This is a genomic window from Bacillus sp. CPT56D-587-MTF (genome assembly GCF_058792335.1).
On the sequence record NZ_JBYTEF010000001.1, the window covers coordinates 5616442 to 5637203 of the forward strand.

General features: G+C 34.5%; 17 protein-coding genes and 1 pseudogene. 13 read left to right on the top strand and 5 right to left on the bottom strand.

Annotated features, from left to right (window positions below; genetic code table 11):
• Positions 1 to 419: 419 nt before the first annotated feature.
• Entirely contained in the window at positions 420 to 1505 is a 1086-nt protein-coding gene (gene desB, locus AC3WVZ_RS29035; protein WP_000661226.1) for a Delta(10) desaturase DesB, read from the top strand.
• Between the two features lie 53 nt (positions 1506 to 1558).
• Here desB and AC3WVZ_RS29040 read toward each other — a convergent pair whose 3' ends face one another.
• The 3 genes from AC3WVZ_RS29040 to AC3WVZ_RS29050 all read right to left on the bottom strand — a co-directional run bounded on the left by AC3WVZ_RS29040 (position 1559) and on the right by AC3WVZ_RS29050 (position 3997).
• Positions 1559 to 2314: an amino acid ABC transporter permease gene (locus AC3WVZ_RS29040; protein WP_002025246.1), complete on the bottom strand. Its 756-nt coding sequence runs from the start codon at positions 2312 to 2314 to the stop codon at positions 1559 to 1561.
• A 43-nt stretch (positions 2315 to 2357) separates the two neighbouring features.
• Complete coding sequence (locus AC3WVZ_RS29045) at positions 2358 to 3152, bottom strand: ABC transporter substrate-binding protein (protein ID WP_000823765.1); 795 nt, start codon at positions 3150 to 3152, stop codon at positions 2358 to 2360.
• Between the two features lie 122 nt (positions 3153 to 3274).
• On the bottom strand, positions 3275 to 3997 hold the full coding sequence (locus AC3WVZ_RS29050) for an amino acid ABC transporter ATP-binding protein (protein WP_000616927.1): 723 nt from the start codon (positions 3995 to 3997) through the stop codon (positions 3275 to 3277).
• 210 nt (positions 3998 to 4207) lie between these two features.
• On the opposite strand from AC3WVZ_RS29050, the gene AC3WVZ_RS29055 reads away from it, so the two are divergent.
• The 8 genes from AC3WVZ_RS29055 to AC3WVZ_RS29090 all read left to right on the top strand — a co-directional run bounded on the left by AC3WVZ_RS29055 (position 4208) and on the right by AC3WVZ_RS29090 (position 12871).
• Positions 4208 to 5500, top strand: coding sequence for a methyl-accepting chemotaxis protein (locus tag AC3WVZ_RS29055; protein ID WP_233935788.1), 1293 nt, complete (start codon positions 4208 to 4210; stop codon positions 5498 to 5500).
• A 146-nt stretch (positions 5501 to 5646) separates the two neighbouring features.
• Positions 5647 to 6096 carry an arginine repressor gene (gene argR / locus AC3WVZ_RS29060; protein ID WP_167316801.1) on the top strand — a complete coding sequence of 150 codons (450 nt, stop codon included), beginning with the start codon at positions 5647 to 5649 and terminating at the stop codon, positions 6094 to 6096.
• Between the two features lie 268 nt (positions 6097 to 6364).
• Positions 6365 to 7597 (top strand): arginine deiminase, encoded by a 1233-nt coding sequence (gene arcA, locus AC3WVZ_RS29065; protein WP_000682331.1) that lies wholly within the window; start codon positions 6365 to 6367, stop codon positions 7595 to 7597.
• 30 nt (positions 7598 to 7627) lie between these two features.
• On the top strand, positions 7628 to 8626 hold the full coding sequence (gene argF, locus AC3WVZ_RS29070) for an ornithine carbamoyltransferase (RefSeq protein WP_000930289.1): 999 nt from the start codon (positions 7628 to 7630) through the stop codon (positions 8624 to 8626).
• A 99-nt stretch (positions 8627 to 8725) separates the two neighbouring features.
• Positions 8726 to 10141: an arginine-ornithine antiporter gene (gene arcD / locus AC3WVZ_RS29075; protein WP_000503412.1), complete on the top strand. Its 1416-nt coding sequence runs from the start codon at positions 8726 to 8728 to the stop codon at positions 10139 to 10141.
• Positions 10142 to 10178: 37 nt separating this feature from the next.
• Positions 10179 to 11141 (top strand): carbamate kinase, encoded by a 963-nt coding sequence (gene arcC, locus AC3WVZ_RS29080; protein ID WP_233935790.1) that lies wholly within the window; start codon positions 10179 to 10181, stop codon positions 11139 to 11141.
• Between the two features lie 200 nt (positions 11142 to 11341).
• On the top strand, positions 11342 to 12031 hold the full coding sequence (locus AC3WVZ_RS29085) for a Crp/Fnr family transcriptional regulator (protein ID WP_001081905.1): 690 nt from the start codon (positions 11342 to 11344) through the stop codon (positions 12029 to 12031).
• A gap of 156 nt (positions 12032 to 12187) precedes the next feature.
• Positions 12188 to 12871: a hypothetical protein gene (locus AC3WVZ_RS29090; RefSeq protein WP_000619186.1), complete on the top strand. Its 684-nt coding sequence runs from the start codon at positions 12188 to 12190 to the stop codon at positions 12869 to 12871.
• A gap of 124 nt (positions 12872 to 12995) precedes the next feature.
• On the opposite strand, the gene AC3WVZ_RS29095 is transcribed toward AC3WVZ_RS29090, so the two are convergent.
• On the bottom strand, positions 12996 to 14330 hold the full coding sequence (locus AC3WVZ_RS29095; RefSeq protein ID WP_233935792.1) for an FAD-binding oxidoreductase: 1335 nt from the start codon (positions 14328 to 14330) through the stop codon (positions 12996 to 12998).
• Between the two features lie 244 nt (positions 14331 to 14574).
• On the opposite strand from AC3WVZ_RS29095, the gene AC3WVZ_RS29100 reads away from it, so the two are divergent.
• Together AC3WVZ_RS29100 and AC3WVZ_RS29105 are read left to right on the top strand one after the other, a co-directional pair.
• On the top strand, positions 14575 to 16239 hold the full coding sequence (locus tag AC3WVZ_RS29100; protein WP_233935793.1) for a glycoside hydrolase family 13 protein: 1665 nt from the start codon (positions 14575 to 14577) through the stop codon (positions 16237 to 16239).
• Between the two features lie 205 nt (positions 16240 to 16444).
• Positions 16445 to 16831: pseudogene (locus AC3WVZ_RS29105) on the top strand (PTS transporter subunit EIIC); the annotation flags it as partial.
• A gap of 119 nt (positions 16832 to 16950) precedes the next feature.
• Here the strand turns inward: AC3WVZ_RS29105 and tnpC are convergent.
• The gene (gene tnpC, locus AC3WVZ_RS29110) at positions 16951 to 18354 is read right to left on the bottom strand and encodes an IS66 family transposase (RefSeq protein WP_100910632.1); all 1404 of its coding nucleotides are present in this window, start codon (positions 18352 to 18354) and stop codon (positions 16951 to 16953) included.
• Between the two features lie 51 nt (positions 18355 to 18405).
• Between tnpC and AC3WVZ_RS29115 the strand changes: the two genes are divergently transcribed.
• Complete coding sequence (locus AC3WVZ_RS29115) at positions 18406 to 19713, top strand: PTS transporter subunit IIBC (protein WP_425594298.1); 1308 nt, start codon at positions 18406 to 18408, stop codon at positions 19711 to 19713.
• Between the two features lie 4 nt (positions 19714 to 19717).
• Positions 19718 to 20509: an endonuclease/exonuclease/phosphatase family protein gene (locus tag AC3WVZ_RS29120; RefSeq protein WP_000771997.1), complete on the top strand. Its 792-nt coding sequence runs from the start codon at positions 19718 to 19720 to the stop codon at positions 20507 to 20509.
• Positions 20510 to 20762 lie beyond the last annotated feature (253 nt).

The window sequence follows — 20762 nt, forward strand, 5'->3', positions numbered from 1 at the left end:
ATAAAACTAAATTCAAGTGATTCTGTTTGTTGATTACATAGGGAGTTATTGAATGAGATAGAGTCTATGGCGTTTAAGAAAATGTCTATATATAGTGGGTAAATCCTTATGGAATCTATACATTTTCTTTAGTGAAATAAAGTATGATTATAAAAATATAACCACCTTTTATTACTAGGTCATAAAAGGTGTTGACAATATAGAAATTCTATTGTTATGATTCATCATGTGGAAAGGTTGATAGAGAGTAAAAAGAGAAATGTTTTTCATTGATAATAAAAGCGAAAAATAAGTGACGATAGAGTGAGTATATTTTCCTTATAATAGATGCTTTTTGGATCATCTAGTAAAATCAATCTGGAAGCAAGAATTGATATATGTAAGTTGCGCAAGGCGCGGCATAAGAAAGGAGCAAAAGGATGAAGGAGCTTCATACGTTTGGGTGGTATGCAGCACGTGTATCACCACATTTGCCGAAAAAAGCATTTAAACCAGTGCCTACTCGTTTATTTGGTGGACTGGCTTATTTGCTTGTGGCATTGGCGGGATTAATATCGATTGGTGTATTTGAATTGAATGTGTGGGCGAATCTAGGAATTGCGATTGTTCTTGGATTATGTTTTGCTTCACTAGGATTTTTAGGGCATGAAATTTTACATGGAACTGTTGTAAGAAAGGCATGGCTTCGTGACTTCTTAGGCGCGATTGCATTTATGCCATTATCAACAGGGCCAAAGCTTTGGAGAAAGTGGCATAATGCAACGCATCATGTTCATACACAGCATGAAGAGAATGATCCAGATGCATGGCCGACACTTGAGAAACTTAAGAAGAGTAAGTTTTTGAGTTGGGTATATCGTATGCCTTTACATGTACGTTCATTCTTTAGTTTTCTGTCACTAACAATTCAATTTACATTGCATTCGACTCGAATGTTCTTTCATTTTATAAAAGAGTTCAAGTCATCCAATCAAAAATCTGTATGGCTTCAACTTCTTTTGCCTTGGACAGTTTGGATTAGTTTATTGTTTATTATGGGACCTGGAAAATGGTTATTTGCATACGTCATTCCGTTGTTAATTGCTAACTTTATTGTAATGGCATATATCGCAACAAATCACCGCTTAAATCCAATTGTTCCAGTAAATGATCCGTTAGCAAACTGTTTGTCAGTAACAGTGCCGCGCTGGGTAGACGTTTTACATTTCAATTTCTCATATCATACAGAACATCATCTGTTTCCCGCTATGAGTTCTAAATACTATCCGTTAGTAAAAGAGAAGATTAAAGAAATGTGGCCGGAACGCTATCATGAGATGCCGATGACAAAAGCTTTGGCAGCGCTATGGAATACACCACGTGTGTATTATCAAGGAAGTGAATTAGTGGATCCGCATAGAGAGCACTTCTATGGTTCTTTAGGAAATGGACTAGATCCTCATAATATTTCATATCGTGAGGAACATATAGAAGAAGAAAAGAGTATTAAAAAAGTAAATCAGTAAAATTTAATATATTTTTGCAATGAAAAAGCAAGCCATCTCAGGCTTGCTTTTTCTTATAAAGAAACTTCCTTTTTGTTCCTTTTATGGACTTGGACGGAGTTAGTTTCTTTTCGTTGTAGTCGTTTTTCTAAAAGATTAACAAAATAAGTAAATAGAAGAACAAGTATGAGATAGTATGCACCAACGATTATGTAAGTATCTAATTGTTGGAAATTACCTGCTGCAATTGATAAACCTGAACCCCATAATTCGGACATTCCTACATAAGCAACAAGTGAAGAATCTTTTAATCCGATAATAAATTGGTTTCCTAGAGGAGGAAGAGACAGACGAAATGCTTGTGGTAATATAATTCGTCGCATAGCTAAAGGATAAGGCATGCCTAAAGAGCGAGCTGCTTCTAATTGTCCCCGGTCAACGGATTGAATAGATCCACGGAAAATTTCCGTAATATATGCTCCGTTATGAATTGCTAAAGCGATTGCACCTGCCCAAAAAGGGGTGAAAACAACAACGGATGTAATTCCAAAATAGAGAATGGCAATTTGAACAATTAAAGGTGTACCACGAATAATAGCAATGTAGACATGAGCGATACTATTTAAAACTTTATTGTTAGAGATTCGAAAGAAAGCGAATAATAATCCAATTAATGAACCGAGTACTAGGGAAGTTAATGTTAATTGTAATGTGACAATAGTAGCCTTTAAGAGTGTGGGATAGGAAGAGATAAAAATTTCAAACATGCGTTTCACCTCATATTGTATAGATTTTAGTAGAGAATGAAATGCCCCACATAAAATGAACATTTAATCAGTGGGGCATTGTTTATGAATCTTTTGAATGGCTAACTTACTTCGTTTTTTCCTCTTCACCGAGAATATTACGCCCGAACCATTTTTTACTGATCTTTTCATACGTACCATCTTTAATGATTTCATCTAACGCTTTATTTACTTTCTCAACCATTTCTTTATCATCTTTGCGAATAGCAATTCCCATTTCATCAAGATTTAATGGTTTTCCGGCTTCTTTTATCTTCGATTTTCCTTCTTTTATCATACGTAGACCAACCATTTGATCCGTAATTACTGCGTCAACACGCCCAGGCTCTAAGTCCATAAGAGCAGTAATATCGCTGTCATATTCTGTGATTTGATCTGTATATTTTGCAACAAGATTTTTAAAGGTACTAGCTTTTACAACACCAATTTTCTTACCTTTTAAATCTTCTGGAGAAGAGATAGCGGTATTCTTTTTAGCCACAAAAATTTGGGCGCCAGAGCGATAGTACGGATTTGAGAAACTAACAGCTTTTAAGCGCTCCTCTGTAATTGCCATACTACCCAGTATTACATCATATTTCTTCGCTTGAAGACCTTGAATCAGCGTTTCCCATGGGTTTGTAACGGGCGTAGCCTTCATGTTCATCTTTTTAGCAAGAGCTTCACCGATTTCTACATCAAAGCCGACAAGTTTGCCGTCATTTTCTTTATAGTTAAAAGGTTTGTATAATCCACTCATCGCATAGCGAAATTCTTTTTCACTATTTGATGAAGTAGTAGAGCTTTCTTTGCTACAAGCTCCTAGTATGAAGGATGTACATAGTGTAATGCTCGCAACAATGGTTAATAGTTTTCTTTTCATAAAACCCCTCCTATATATTGATCATACGGATGGTTTTTTAGTATGTTATTGAAATATTTTATTTGGATGATTAGTTGTGCACCGTATGAATGTATTCCTTTTCGTTTGAAACAAAAGTTACATTATAAAACGTTGCGTAAAAATTGTTTTGCCCGTTCATGTGATGGAGCTGAAAAGAATTGTACTGGCGGAGCATCTTCTACAATCTTTCCATCGTCCATAAAGATGACGCGATCAGCTACATCTTTTGCGAAATTCATTTCATGAGTAACAATAACCATTGTCATCCCTTCTTCAGCAAGTTCTTTCATAACTTGCAATACTTCTCCAACAAGTTCAGGGTCTAAAGCTGAGGTAGGCTCATCAAATAGCATAATCTTAGGGCTCATTGCAAGAGCTCGTGCAATGGCAATGCGCTGTTTTTGACCACCTGAAAGAAGATGAGGAGTTACATCCGCTTTATCTTGAAGGCCGACTTTTTGGAGAAGTTGATTTCCAATATCCTGTGCATTTGCTTTCTCTAATTTTTTTACGTGAATAGGTGCTTCTATGATGTTTTCTAGTGAGGTCATATGAGGAAAGAGGTTAAAGTGCTGAAAAACCATACCGACATTTTCACGGACTTTATTTAAATTTGAATGCTTTGGATCAATTCGCTCACCTTGTAAGTGAATTTCGCCTTCATCGTACATTTCTAAAAAGTTAAGACAGCGAAGTAATGTACTTTTACCAGAACCACTGGCACCAATTAAAACAACAACTTCTTTTTCTTTTACTTCTAAATCAATTCCTTTTAACACATCAAGTGAACCGAATGATTTTACTAGATTTCGAACTTGAATCATACAAAACCCCCAGTTAAAAATATATTTTACAAATGTTGCCCTGTATTTCTGTTATTAGTCATAAATTGTCAGAATCCTTTATTTTTTTCGTGCAATTTGATATTCAAAGAAATAATGATTTTTAAAATCTCTATATCCTTCTATAATGAAAATATGGATAATAATATATAGGTAGTATTTATATTGCTTATAAAAAGGGGGAAAGGGAAGATGGAAAAAGAAAGAAAAACATTTTCTTTTGGATTACGTACACAACTTATGCTATTCACTACAGTTTTAGCTTTCATTACATATTCAACAAGTATATTTTTTATTTACGTGATATACGATTATTTTCAAAGTTATGTAAGTCAAACTGTATATAATATTATCGTTATGTTATTAGGGGTAGTATGGTCTGGAATTTTAGCATATGGAGCAGCCGTATTTTTAATTAAACCGCTTCGCAAGTTAGAGGAAGCGGCAAGAAAAGCAGCTGAGGGTGATATTCGTGAAGATGTTCCATTACCGAAGACAGATGATGAAATTAAATCTTTAAGTGTTGCATTTAATATGATGTTAGGAAACTTAAGGGGCATGGTAAAAAATATTGATACAACATTTTCGTATACAAATAATCAAGTACAGCAGATTAGAAAACAAACAGGCGAAGCAACGAGACAAGCGCAAGGTGTATCTGAGACACTTGCAGAGATTTCTTCAGGCGCTGAGCAATCAGCGGCATCAATTCAAGCAATTGTTTCTGCTGTTGATACAACGACTTCTATTGCAAGTGAAGTAGAAGAAAAAGCGAAGCAGTCTGATACATTGTCTTCAGAAATGGTTGAAGCTTTAGGGCATAGTACTCGTGTCTTTACGTCTTTAATTCAAGGTATTCAAACATTGGCAAAAGAAAATGAAGATTCAATGCAAAATGTACAGAAGTTAGAAGAACGAATGAAACAAGTAGAACATATTGTGTCTGTTGTGAGTGCGATTGCTAGCCAAACGAATTTATTAGCACTAAATGCTTCTATTGAGGTAGCTCGCGCAGGAGAGCATGGAAGAGGCTTTGCGGTTGTTGCGGAAGAAGTACGTAAACTTGCTGATGAAAGTGATCATTCTGCAAGAAACATATCGCAGTTATTACGGAATATGCAAGATGAAGTACAACAAGTTGCAATGAAAATGACAGAACAAGTGAAAATAGCTAAAGAAGAGGCGAAACGTGGGGAAGCTACGGAATTAATTTTAAAAGAAATGTCATCAAGTGTTATGGAAGTAGCCGATGCAACTCAGCAAATTAGTAGTTATATGAATGAACAAGTGAGCCACATTCATCAAACAGGAGCACAAACAAAAGCTGTAGCAGCAATTGCTGAAGAAACGTCAGCTGGTTCGCAAGAAGTAGCACGTGTGACGATACAACAATCTAAAAATATGATAGTAATCGATCAATTATTAAAGGATTTAGAGAAGCAAGCAACTGATTTGAAACAAACAATTGAACGATTTTCAATGTAAAAGGAAGAACAGAATATTGTTCTTCTCTTTTTTATTTAGCTTGATTTAATATTTACAGTTAAACTATGAACGTTTCCGCAACATTCTTTTCTGTCCCTTTCGGATGAAAATTATAGCGAGCTATAATATTAAAAGGGGTGTCTTTTATGAAAAAAGAAAAAAGACAACGGTTAATTAAACAATTTGTAAAGGAGTATGAAATAGATAAGCAAGAAAGATTAGTAGAATTGTTAGCAAAAAAAGATGTATTAGTAACACAAGCTACGGTTTCTCGCGATATTCGTGAGTTAAACTTAACGAAGGTACCTTCTCAAGAAGGATTAATGATATATAAAGTTTTCTCAGAAGAGCATTTACAAACTGATATAAAGTTAAAGAAAAAATTACGAGAAGTTGTTGTAAAAATTGATTGTGTAGATCAATTAATGGTTATTAAAACATTACCTGGTAATGCACATGTTATTGGTGTTTTATTTGATAAATTAGATTGGAAAGAAAAAATAGGATGTATATGTGGAAATGATACATGCCTTATAATTTCACAGTCGAAATCAGATAGGGAGATTATAGAAGAAAGATTAAATTTAATTATTTAGATGCAAAAATCCTGTTTTTAATAAAATTAAAAACAGGATTTTTGTTTAAATACGGAAGTTAAATATTCAATATATATGCGTAATATATGTATTTTTTATTGAGAAAGCAAGATAGTTTGTTATAAAAATACATATTCGTATGATTTTAAAAAAATAACTTGTTTAATATTTCACAATGATAATGTGGATGCTTTCACAAAGATGAAAGTACAGAGCATTTATTATGTACTTGTAAGACATCAAACATATTTAAAAGGAGGTACAACAAATGAAACATCCGATACATGTTACTTCAGAAATTGGGGAATTACAAACGGTTTTATTAAAACGACCGGGTAAAGAAGTGGAAAACTTGACGCCAGATTATTTGCAGCAATTATTATTTGACGATATTCCATACTTACCAATTATTCAAAAAGAGCATGATTATTTTGCACAAACGTTACGCAATCGGGGTGTTGAAGTTCTTTATTTAGAAAAACTAGCCGCTGAGGCGTTAGTAGATAAAAAACTTCGAGAAGAATTTGTTGATCGTATTTTAAAAGAAGGACAGGCCGACGTAAATGTTGCACATCAAACTTTAAAAGAATATTTACTTTCCTTTTCAAATGAAGAATTAATTCAAAAAATTATGGGCGGTGTACGGAAAAACGAAATTGAAACAAGTAAGAAGACACATTTATATGAATTAATGGAAGATCACTATCCGTTTTACTTAGATCCAATGCCTAATTTATATTTTACTCGTGACCCAGCAGCTAGCGTGGGCGATGGCTTAACGATAAATAAGATGAGAGAACCAGCGCGTAGACGTGAATCATTATTCATGGAGTACATCATTAAATATCATCCAAGATTTGCAAAACATAATGTACCAATCTGGTTAGATCGTGATTATAAATTTCCAATTGAAGGTGGCGACGAGCTAATTTTAAATGAAGAAACAATTGCAATTGGAGTATCTGCTCGTACTTCAGCTAAAGCAATTGAACGTTTAGCTAAAAATCTCTTTAGCCGACAAAATAAAATTAAGAAAGTGTTAGCAATAGAAATTCCAAAATGTCGAGCATTTATGCATTTAGATACAGTATTTACAATGGTTGATTATGACAAGTTTACAATTCACCCAGCCATTCAAGGGCCAAAAGGGAATATGAATATTTATATTTTAGAAAAAGGATCAGATGAGGAAACTCTTAAAATTACACATCGTACTTCTTTAATGGAAGCATTAAAAGAGGTATTAGGCTTAAGTGAATTAGTTCTTATTCCATGTGGAGGAGGAGATGTAATTGCTTCTGCTCGTGAACAATGGAATGATGGCTCGAACACATTAGCAATTGCGCCAGGTGTAGTTGTTACATATGATCGCAACTATGTATCTAATACGTTATTACGTGAACACGGTATAGAAGTGATTGAGGTGCTAAGTTCGGAATTATCTCGTGGTCGTGGGGGTCCACGTTGCATGAGTATGCCAATTGTTCGTAAAGATATTTAGTATAAATAACGGAGAAAGTAGGGATGAATTATGTTAATGACTAGACCAAATTTAAAAGGAAGAAGCTTTCTAGCAGAAAAAGATTTTACACAAGAAGAATTGTTATATTTTCTAGATTTGGCAGCAGAATTAAAAGAGAAAAAGAAAAATGGTATCCCGCATCATTATTTAGAAGGTAAAAATGTAGCGCTCTTATTTGAAAAAACTTCTACTCGTACGCGTTGTGCATTTACAGTAGCATGTACAGATTTAGGGGCAAATCCTGAATATTTAGGGAAAGGTGATATTCAACTTGGGAAAAAAGAATCTGTAGAGGATACAGCAAAAGTGTTAGGGCGTATGTTTGACGGAATTGAGTTTCGTGGATTTAATCATGAAACTGTAGAATCTTTAGCACAAAATTCTGGTGTGCCAGTTTGGAATGGATTAACAGATATGTGGCATCCAACACAAACACTAGCAGATTTATTAACAATTAGAGAACATATAGGGAAATTGAAAAATGTGAAGCTCGTTTACGTTGGCGATGGGCGAAATAATGTTGCTAATAGCTTACTAGTTGGTGGAGCAATCGTTGGAATGGATGTACGTATTTGTACACCGGAATCTTTATGGCCTGCACAAGAAGTAATTGATTTAGCAAAAAAATATAATGAACAAGTAATGATAACAAGTAATGTGGAAGAAGCTGTTGCGAATGCAGATGTAATTTATACAGATGTATGGGTGTCTATGGGGGAAGAAGAAAAATTTGCTGAACGTGTCGAGTTATTGAAACCTTATCAAGTAAATATGAAAATGATTAAAGCAACAGGGAATGAAAACGTGATTTTCTTACATTGTTTACCTGCATTTCATGATGTTGAAACGATGTATGGCGAAGAAGTTTATGAGAAATATGGGTTGAAAGAAATGGAGGTAACTGACGAAGTATTCCGCAGTAAACATTCAAAAGTATTTGATCAAGCTGAAAATAGAATGCATACAATTAAAGCGGTTATGGCAGCTACTTTAGGAAACATGGAGTAAAGAAGAAAGGGAGTCTTCCTTTCTTCTTTCTCCTCCTTTAGACACGATCATTCACTATTGCTTTTGTATTGTTATTGCAATTAAAGAGAGGTGAGTGGAATGGGTGAAGATAAGAAATTAGGGTTGTTTACACTAACGGCTCTTGTAGTTGGGTCTATGATTGGCGGTGGAGCCTTTAATTTAGCGAGTGATATGGCAAAAGGTGCTGGTGCTGGAGCCATTATTATTGGCTGGGTTATAACAGGAATTGGGATGATCGCACTCGGATTATCTTTTCAAAATCTAACTGTAAAACGGCCAGATTTAGATGGTGGTATTTTTAGCTATGCAAAAGCAGGGTTTGGTAATTTTATGGGGTTTAATAGTGCGTGGGGATACTGGCTATCTGCTTGGCTTGGGAATGTAGCTTACGGTACATTATTGTTTTCTTCATTAGGATATTTCTTCCCGATCTTTGAAGGCGGTCAAAATGTAGAATCCATTATTGGTGCAAGCGTATTATTATGGTGTGTTCACATGTTAATTTTACGTGGAGTTCAATCAGCAGCCCTTGTGAATTTAGTAACTACAATCGCAAAATTAGTACCTGTATTTGTATTTATTGTCATAGGAATCTTTGCGTTTCATATTGATACGTTCTTAGATGGATTTTGGGGGCAAACTGGTTCTTTTTCATGGGGAGCAGTTGGCAGCCAAGTTAAAAGTACAATGCTTGTAACTTTATGGGTATTTATTGGGGTAGAAGGGGCTGTTGTTTTATCCAGTCGAGCAAAAAATAGAAGTGATGTAGGGAAAGCAACCGTTATTGGCTTAATTGGTACACTCATCATTTACATTTTAATCACATTATTGTCTCTTGGACTTATGCAGCAAGCAGACATTGCAGGTTTGAAAAATCCGGCTATGGCTTATTTGTTTGAAAGTGTTGTTGGAAAATGGGGTGCTATCTTTATTAATTTAGGTTTAGTCATCTCTGTATTAGGTGCTTGGTTAGGTTGGACTTTGCTCGCTTCTGAAATTCCATATTTAGCGGCTAAAGATGGAGTATTTCCAAAATGGTTCGCAAAAGAAAATAAAAATAAGGCTCCAGTAAATTCATTATGGATAACAAATGGTTTAATACAAATATTCTTGTTAACATTCGTCGTTTCTGATCAGGCGTATAACTTTGCATTCTCTTTAGCATCTTCAGCTATTTTAATCCCATATGCTTTTTCAGCATTTTATCAACTGAAGCATAGCTTAAAGTCTGAAGAAGCAGATCGAAATAAAAATATAATAATTGGCTTGATCGCAAGTATTTATGGCGTGTGGTTAGTTTATGCAGCCGGTTTAGAGTATTTATTATTAACAATGACTTTATATGCGCCAGGTATTTTTATTTTTTACAATGTTCAAAAGCAAAAGAGTTCGAAGCAAATATTTACTCGAGTGGAATTAGCATCATCCGTAGCAATTGGTGCTTTAGCATTCTTTGCGATTTATGGATTAATTACAGGCAGTATTACTTTATAAAGCGCTGTGAAAGCGAAATCAACTGGAGGGCTGGAATATGGCACGAAGAAAAATTGTAGTTGCACTAGGGGGAAATGCGATACAGTCTGGAGAAGCTACTGCGGGAGCGCAGCAAGAAGCGTTGGAAAAAACGGCAGAACAACTTGTGAAAATAATGGAAAATGATGTGGATATAGTAATTGCGCATGGAAATGGCCCACAAGTGGGGAATATTTTATTACAGCAAAAAGCTGCAGAAACGGAAAAGACACCTGCAATGCCATTAGATACTTGTGGGGCAATGAGCCAAGGGATGATTGGATATTGGATGGAAAATGCAATTGAAAAGGCATTGAAAAAACGGAATATAAACAAAGATGTAGCAACGGTTATAACACGTGTTGTTGTGGATAAAAAAGATGAGGCATTTAAAAATCCAACTAAACCAATTGGTCCTTTTTATACAGAAGAAGAGGCCAGAAAATTAATGGATGAAACAAAAGCAGTGTTTAAAGAAGATGCTGGTAGAGGATGGAGACGTGTTGTTCCATCACCGAAGCCTGTAAGTATTCATGAACATAAAGTGATTAATTCTTTGGTCGAAGATGGAAACATAGTGATAGCTGTGGGCGGAGGTGGAATTCCAGTAATTGATTCTGAAGAAGGGTTAAAAGGAACTGAAGCGGTTATCGATAAAGATTTCGCTGCGCAGAAATTAGCAGAATTAGTAGATGCCGATACGCTCGTTATTTTAACTGCAGTTGATTATGTGTATGTAAATTATAATCAACCGAATCAAAAAAAATTAGAGCATGTCACAGTGAATCAATTAGAAGAATATATTGAAGAACAACAATTTGCTGTGGGAAGCATGCTTCCAAAAATCGAAGCTGCTATTAATTTTGTTAATACAAATCCAAAAAGAAAAACGATTATTACGTCTTTAGAAAAAGTATATGAAGCACTAGAAGAAAAAGCCGGTACTATTATTTCAAAACAGAATGTATGCATGTATGTTTAAATTATTATGTACGCTACTTAGTAGTAAAAAAGAATGAGGTTAATAACTTCATTCTTTTTATTTATTAATATTTTTTGTACTCATTGTTCATAAAGTTTTCATGATGAAATCTGAATATACAAGTTAATTATGATAAAATTCAAATTGAATACGCTTTCTTGATTTTTCGCTCCAACATACAGCAAGAGAGAGGGAATTTTATGAATAGACGGAACGTAGTGAAAGACTTAAAGCAGTTCGAATTATTTGCTCATTTAACAGAAAAAAAATTGAAAGGCTTAACAGAGTTTGTTTATTGGCGAACTTATAAAAAAGGTCAATTTTTATTTTTAGAAGGGGATTCAAGGGAAAGAATTTACTTCATGTTAGATGGTTTTGTAAAGTTAGAGCGGGTTAATCAAAATGGGAACTTATTATACGATGACTATGTAAAGCGGTATTCTATTTTTCCTTATGGTGGTATGTTTACAGACAGAGGATATAACTATACAGCAGAAGCAATGACGGATGTGGAGGTATATTATATTCCAACGGTAATCTTTGAAGATATGGTAAAGTCCAGCAGAACACAATTGATGTACGTTGTTCAGCAATTATCATCTATATTAAAATTGAACGAAAATCGAGTGCAAAATATTACAATTCCTAATGCACAAGATCGTGTTATCCAAACGTTAAATTATTTAATGCAGGATTTAGGAGAACAGAGTGGAGAAAAGATTGTAATTTCATGTCCACTTACAACAATTGAAATATCCAAAATATCTGGAACATCTCGAGAGACAGTTAGCAGCGTATTAAAACAATTAAAAAATGATAGCATTGTTACAATTTTAGATAAAAAAATTACAATACATGATCCAACATATTTTGAAGAAATCTCTATGTGAAAATTGTATATTGATTTTTTAATTCATAGTGTATATTAATAAGGTTCTTTATATATTTATAAGGAACTTTTTTACGTTATCCTCTATAAAAAGATTGTATAGTATGGTAATAATAGCTAAAATCGATAATAAAATACAAAGTGAAGGGGAGAAAGAATGATTCGTATTGAGTATGATCGATTAGTAGCTATTTGTTACAGTATAGGGGTTTTGTTATTATTAAAAATTCCAAATGATAATGAATTAATTGGGGAAAAACTATTCAATGTCTATAAGATTCCGATACATACGTATGTTTATATGGATTATAAAGTCTCAAATATATTGATTGTTTCTTTCATACTACATGTAATTGCATTCATATTATTTTTAAAATGGCTAGGAAAAAAGGAGTCTAGTACATTTAGAAAAATGAATAAAATAAAAGTAGTAGGTACTAGTATTTTGATTGTAATGATGCCGTTTATTTTAAATACAATCCTCCAGACATTGAATAAAACATGGTATTATGCAGGAAAAACAGGGGTAGAAGCAATAGAATATAAAAAAGAAGACAGCCAGTGTAGAATGGAGAAAAATGGAGAGAATATCCAACCGAAGTGCATTGTTACTTTAAAAAATTATCGTAATCATTCACAAGCATTAAAAGTTGTTTTATATGATAATGCAAACGAGAATTCAAAAAGCTATCCAGTACCGAAACCAGTCTATTTACAAAAACATGAGACAAAGCAATTTGAATTTCAAGTTCCTGTTTCTTATAATAGAGGTATTGAAAAAGATAAAGTACCAAATATTAAATTACATTCATTGCATGAAAATGATACGAAATACAATTAATCTGTAAGTAAAAGTTTATGAGTAGGAGCAAGAATTTGAAACGATATAGAAAATCAACTTGAATCATCCAACATACTGCGAGGTAACGGTATATTGGATGATTTTTTTATGTTATCCCCTTTTTTCACGTATGAAAAGGAGGAATACTTTGTTGGAAATGAAAAACATCACAAGGATCATACATGGTTTTTACTTTACGTAATCTGTGAAAGTTAGAGCCATAATAACTAGTTTGCCAATTTTTAATGTCAATATCGGGCCAGTTCACATAGTCACCTAGTGTATAAGGATCTAAGCTTTCTCGTAAACCTTTAACCCAGCGTATATTTCGATTTTCTTCATCATCGCATTTCCAAGAGGTAATGTATTCTTGAGCAATAATTGCTTTACGATGAAAATAAGCCGTTTCATTCGGCGAAATATTTTCAACAGCACCTATGAGCGATTGATGCCAAATACTAGCATCTTTATTTGGTGCATGAGAAAGAAAGGATTGCATGATTTGAATGCCTTTAAGGGGAATAGGTTTATAGACATAGGAACCAGAGCGCTTGAAATTTTCAGGGATGTTACCTCCATTAAAAAATTCAACAGCCTTTATATAAGGAACTTCTTCTATAAAGAGAGAGGGGCTACCAGTTTCAAGAAGAGGGGATAATAGGGAATGGAGTTCAGAGGGAGAACCGATAAACTCGCCTTGTGCTTCGATTTTATTTCGTTGCTTGGCGAATAATTCGATCGATGAAGTGAGACGTTCATCTATATAAGGTGCCCAGTTTTGCCACGCTTGAAATGCAGCAATAAAGTCTTCCCATTCCCATGTAATTGAGAAAATTGATATATTTTTTATCGGGTGGACTCGAAAAGTTAAGGAAGTGACAATTCCGAAGTTTCTACCACCGCCACCACGGCATGCCCAAAAAAGGTTAGAGTTCTCTTGTTCATTTGCACGAATGAGTTTTGCACCAAATTTTTCACATGCTTGTACCATTTCCACTTCCATTAATTGATCACATGTTAATCCATATAAGCGCGAAAGCATACCAATACCACCACCAAGTGCTAATCCAACAATTCCAACGCTTGCACTTGTACCAGCAGGAATTGTAACACCGTAATTCCAAAGTTCTTTATAAACAGTGCCAAGATTTGCACCAGCCTCAATTGTTGCTGTTAATTTCTCTGTATTAACAGTAATGCGATGCATTTCACTCACATCAATAATAAGTCCTCTATTTAAAAGAGAAAAATTTTCATAGCTATGACGTCCACTTCTTAACCGAAATGGTATATGACGTTCACGTGCCCATTTTAAGGCGTTACAGACATCCTTGTTATTTTGACAAAAAACAATAATACAAGGGAGTTTTGGAATACTTAAATTTAAATTCATTCGGGCTACGTCGTAGTCAGGATCTGTGGGAACAACGATACGACCTGTTAATTTTGTTTGCTTCAATTTATTACTCCTTTCTAAAATAATCAGAGTTTTTTATTAATATATGAAAAATGTCTGTAATACGCGTGGACAAGGAGAGGTGAAGAATGAGATTTACCTTTGTGAGAAATAAATAAAGCATAAGAATAAAGAATCTACATAGAGTTCAATGAAAACAGTTGCAAACTGTTCATATTTTGTTATGATAGTGTTACGAAAACGTTTGCATAAAATTTCCGATGGGATGCAAAAGGAGAGAATGACTATGAATAAGACATGGTGGAAAGAAGCGGTTGCTTATCAAATTTATCCACGAAGCTTTATGGATTCAAATGGTGATGGTATTGGAGATTTACAAGGTATTATTGCAAAACTGGATTATTTAAAAGATTTAGGTATAGATGTAATTTGGATTTGTCCAATGTATAAGTCGCCTAATGATGATAATGGTTATGATATTAGTGATTATCAAGATATTATGGATGAGTTTGGTACAATGGCAGACTTTGATGCTTTACTAGATGAAGTTCATAAGCGTGATATGAAGCTTATTATTGATTTAGTTATTAATCATACGAGTGATGAACATCCATGGTTTATTGAATCACGTTCATCTAAAGATAATCCGAAGCGTGATTGGTATATTTGGCATGATGGCAAAGATGGTGCGGAGCCAAACAACTGGGAAAGTATTTTTAATGGTTCGGCATGGGAATATGATGAAGAAACAGAACAATATTATTTACATTTATTCTCACGTAAACAACCAGATTTAAACTGGGAGAATAAAGAAGTTCGCGAAGTACTATACGATACGGTTAATTGGTGGCTTGATAAAGGTATTGATGGTTTCCGCGTTGATGCGATCAGTCATATTAAAAAAGAAGAAGGCCTCAAGGATATGCCAAATCCAAAAGGGTTAAAATATGTGCCATCTTTTGATAAACATATGAATGTGAAAGGTATTCAACCTTTATTAGAAGAGCTAAAAGAAAATACATTCTCTAAGTACGATATTATGACTGTTGGTGAAGCAAATGGTGTTAAGATTGAAGATGCTGAGCTTTGGGTTGGAGAAGAGCAAGGTAAGTTCAATATGGTATTCCAATTTGAACATTTAAGTTTATGGGATGCAGAGAAGAAGAAAGACCTTGATGTTGTAGGATTGAAAAAAGTATTAACGAAATGGCAAAAAGGATTAGAAAGTAAAGGATGGAACGCTTTATATATTGAGAATCACGATAAACCACGTATCGTTTCAACATGGGGAGATGATAAACAATATTGGCGTGAAAGTGCAACAGCTCTAGGGGCGATGTATTTCTTTATGCACGGTACACCTTTTATTTATCAAGGCCAAGAAATTGGTATGACAAATGTTCAGTTACCAAATATTGAAGATTACGATGATGTAGCAATTAAAAATTTATATCGCGAGAAAATTGCAGAGGGCGTACCACATCAAGATATGATGGAGATTATATGGGCTTCTTGCCGCGATAATTCACGTACACCTATGCAGTGGAATGATGAGATGAATGCTGGTTTCACAACAAGTACACCTTGGTTTAGCATGAATCCAAATTACAAAGAAATTAATGTTGAAAAGCAAAAAAATGAAGAAAAGTCTATTTTCAATTTCTATAAGAAAATGATTGCCCTGAAAAAAGAGCACGATGTACTGAACTATGGTACGTATGATTTACTTTTAGAAGACGATCCACAAATTTATGCATATACACGTACGTTACAGGATGAAAAAGTCATTGTAATTAGTAATATCTCAAAAGAGGAAGCTGTGTATAATGAGGGTTTATTTGCACTAGAACGCAAACGTTTGCTTTTAAATAACTATGAAGTTGCGGAACATGAAGAAGTAACAACAATTGCTTTAAAGCCTTATGAAACAAGGGTTTATCGCATTTCATAATAAAAAAGGATGCTCTTTGAGCATCTTTTTTTATGAAAAAAAATAAATTTCTATTGCAAAGTGAAAACGCTTTTATTAAAATAGATTTATGAAAACGGTTGCGTAAAGATAAAAATAAAGTAACATAAGGAATCGTTTTCATAAAGGGAACAGAAATTATAATTTAAATCATTATGTTTTTATAAATAAAGGGGAGGAAGAACAGATGAAAATTACGTCTTTTGATTTTTGGCAAAAGTTCGGGAAAGCGTTATTAGTTGTTGTAGCCGTAATGCCAGCAGCTGGTTTAATGATTTCCATCGGTAAGTTAATTGGTATGTCTGCTGGGGATGTTAACGCAGTTCATACAATCGCTCGCGTAATGGAAGACATCGGTTGGGCAATCATTACAAATCTACACATCTTATTCGCAGTAGCAATTGGGGGATCTTGGGCGAAAGATCGCGCAGGTGGTGCATTTGCAGCGCTATTAGCATTCGTCTTAACAAACCGAATTACAGGAGCTATATTTGGGGTAAACGCTGAAATGTTAGCGGATTCAAAAGCGAAAGTTTCTTCAGTAATAGCGGGAGATTTAATTGTAAAAGATTACTTGTAACTACTCAGCTTCTTCAAATAAAAAAACAGGCCAAATACATGTTTCCGATTCGAAAACATGAAAAGAAAATACTCCAATCAGAGAAAGAATCTATGCCAAATAGAGAAATTCTCTTATGAAGTCGTGTTATTCCAAGGAACCGTTCTAGTTTCTATGACTTGGTTTATCGCTTGTAAGACCGATTGTTTTTGTTTTTTCATGGTACTCATAAAGCTTCGTATCTGACAAAAAGATTCTGCGCCTTTCTTACTTCGGAAAGTCCCAGACACTTTCTGTTTTACTTTCGTCATCCGAATATCCCGTTCTGCTTGATTGTTATCAAATGGAATGGCTGGATGTTCTAAAAACGCTAGAATTCTGTCAGAATACTTGACGAAGCGATTCCATAAATTTTGAGAAGGCGTCTGCTTTCCTTTCTTCTTTTGTTTCGTGGAAAGAATCTGTTGTTCTTTCAATATGGATTGATACATAATAAACAGATTCTTTTGCGTCGCTTTTGGCATGGTACCTTCGGATTGCTTTTTCATCGTCAACGCTTGCGTTAGAAATTTCTGCATCTGTTGTGCCCATTGTTCTCCAGTACTATCTATAATTCCTTGTAAATCTCGTAAGAGATGGGCATTACATAAAACGTGACGACAATCTGTATACGCATCATACGATTTCCAACCATCATGCATCGCAATTCCAGAAAAAGATGGCAAGATTTCTCCAGCATCCATTGCTTCTTTTCCACGTTTTTGATGAATATGTTGCAATGTCACCTCCGGTGTACTGGCAGTATGTAACCATTGTGTTTTGTTTTCTACACGCATACCAGTTTCATCAAAATGGACAACAGGAGACTGCAGAATCTTTTCCTTTACTTCTTTTATGAATGGCTGCAATTGAGAAGCGAAAGCCTGTGTATGATTTACCAGGGTTCCTTCGCTTATAGAATGTCCAAAACAATCCTGAAAGAATTCTTTTGTTCGCTTCAAAGAAATGCATTGATAATGCGTTAAATAGGGAATCAGTCTTTTTATATTTGGACCATATTGAACAGGACGAGATACTGTCGAAGGAAATTGGGCTTCTTGGATAGAATGGCAATGTGGGCATTCTTTCTGTTCTACTTTATGTTCTGTCACTTCGATCTGAATAGGTGGTAAGTCATACACTTGGCGAATGCGATACCCTTTTACAGGCTCGTGGTTCAAGGAAGTATGACAACAAGTACAATATGTAGGAGAATGTGTAATCGTATGATCTGGAGTCGCTGTCAAACCAAGAGTATGTCCCTTGTGGCCCAACTGGCCACCCGTTTGACGATGAGACGGTTTGCGCAAACTTTTTGTAACGGGCTTACCCAAACCATCTGTAGAAGGTGGCTTATGACTATTTTTGGAGTTTTTTTTTGAAGCATTTTCTAGTTCTTGTATACGTTTTTCTAACTTAGAAAATGTTTCTTCAAATAAAGAAATAACAGCTTCAGGTCCTTTTTTATATGTATCTAAAATAATTTTTCGATCGACCATAAGATTCACCTCCCCTGTTTGATATACTCAGTATTTACAAATGGGAGGCATATGAAACTAGTAAAATTTAAAAAAGACACCGAAAGGTGGCTGAGTAGTTACGATTACTTTACTTCTGTACTTGGTGCACCTGCATTAAACATGGGAGTGTTCGTAGGGATTATCACAGGTTTCTTAGGAGCTACTTTATATAACAAATATTATAACTATAATAAACTGCCACAGGCATTAGCATTCTTTAATGGAACACGATTTGTACCATTCGTTGTAATTCTTTGGTCTACAGTTACTGCGATTGTATTATCACTTCTATGGCCATTCATCCAAAGTGGGTTAAATGAATTTGGTCGCTGGATTGCAGCTTCAAAAGATAGTGCACCAGTTGTTGCACCGTTTGTATATGGAACGTTAGAGCGTTTATTATTACCATTTGGTTTACACCATATGTTAACGATTCCGATGAACTATACAGAGCTAGGCGGAACATATACGATGCTAACTGGTTCAAAAGTTGGACAAGTTGTAGCAGGACAAGATCCATTATGGCTTGCATGGATTACAGATTTAAATAATTTATTAGCAAATGGAGATACGAAGGCATATAACGATTTATTAAATAATGTTGTACCAGCTCGTTTCAAAGCTGGACAAGTTATCGGCTCAACAGCAGCGTTAATGGGGATTGCATTTGCGATGTTCCGTAACGTTGATAAAGAAAAGCGTGCAAAATATAAACCAATGTTTTTATCAGCAGCATTAGCAGTATTCTTAACAGGTGTAACAGAACCAATTGAATTCATGTTCATGTTTATTGCTCCAGTATTATATGTTGTATATGCTATTACAACAGGACTTGCATTCGCGCTAGCTGATTTAATTAACTTACGTGTTCATGCATTTGGATTTATTGAGTTAATTACTCGTACGCCAATGATGGTTAACGCAGGTTTAACAAGAGACTTAATCAACTTTGTTATTGTTTCATTAGTGTTCTTCGGTCTTAACTTTACACTATTTAATTTCTTAATTAAAAAATTCAATTTACCAACACCAGGGCGTGCAGGTAACTATATTGATAATGAAGATGAGGCATCAGAAGGAACAGGAAATGTACAAGACGGTTCATTAGCAACAAAAGTTATCGATTTATTAGGTGGAAAAGAAAATATTGCTGACGTAGATGCTTGTATGACGCGCTTACGTGTAACAGTAAAAGATTTAGATGTTGTTGCACCAGAAGCACAGTGGAAACAAAATGGTGCTTTAGGGCTTATTGTAAAAGACAAAGGTGTACAAGCGGTATATGGTCCGAAAGCTGACGTATTAAAGTCAGACATTCAAGATATGTTAGGTGCGTAATAATATGAAATTGCTAACTTTAAACTGTCATTCTTGGCAAGAAGAGAATCAAATAGAAAAGATACAATACCTTGCTAAAGTAATTCAAGAAGAAGAGTACGATGTCATCGCATTGCAAGAAGTAAGTCAGTCCATACAAGCTGAAAATGTATGCGGTAACAAGAAAAAAGATAATTTTGGACTTTTACTATTAGAAGAGTTAAAAGCGCTACATGTAAAAGATTACAATATTACTTGGGATTTCTCTCATATTGGTTATGATGTGTACGAAGAAGGATTAGCAATTATAACGAAGCATAATATTATAAAAGAAGATACGTTCTTCATTTCAGAAAACGAGGATACAACGTATTGGAAAACGCGTAAAATTGTAAGTACAACAATTGCTTATAATGGTAAGGATATAACGTTTTACTCTTGTCATCTCGGTTGGTGGAATGATGAAGAAGAGTCATTCAAAGGTCAAGTCGATCGTTTGATGGAGCGTGTAGATAGCAATAAGCTCGCCTTCTTAATGGGGGATTTTAATAACAATGCTCGATTGAAAGGCGAAGGTTATGAGTATATGATGCAAAAAGGGTTGTATGACACATATGAATTAGCAATAGAGAAGGATGAAGGAACGACTGTCCAAGGTGAGATTGCTGGTTGGGATGAAAATAAACATAATTTGCGAATCGATCTAATATTGTGTAACCAAAGTAAAAAAGTTCATTCTTCAAAAGTTATTTTTAATGGTACAAACAGAAATGTAATTTCAGATCATTTCGGTGTAGAGGTTCAATTGGATATATAATAGAAGAAATCCTCACAGAGAATAAAAGCTGTGAGGATTTTTTTTAGGAATACAAGTATTTCCAAGAGAAAATACTTGTATTTTTTATGACATTTCATATATATTTGTTATTATTGAATGTAAAACCGATTTGGTCATTTTGTATTCATACTTTGACTCACTTCGTTATATAATGAAGTAAGTGAAAGTTAATGGGAAAAAATAGTACGTTTTTGGTTAATACACGATGTAGAAAGTGATATAATTGCAAAAT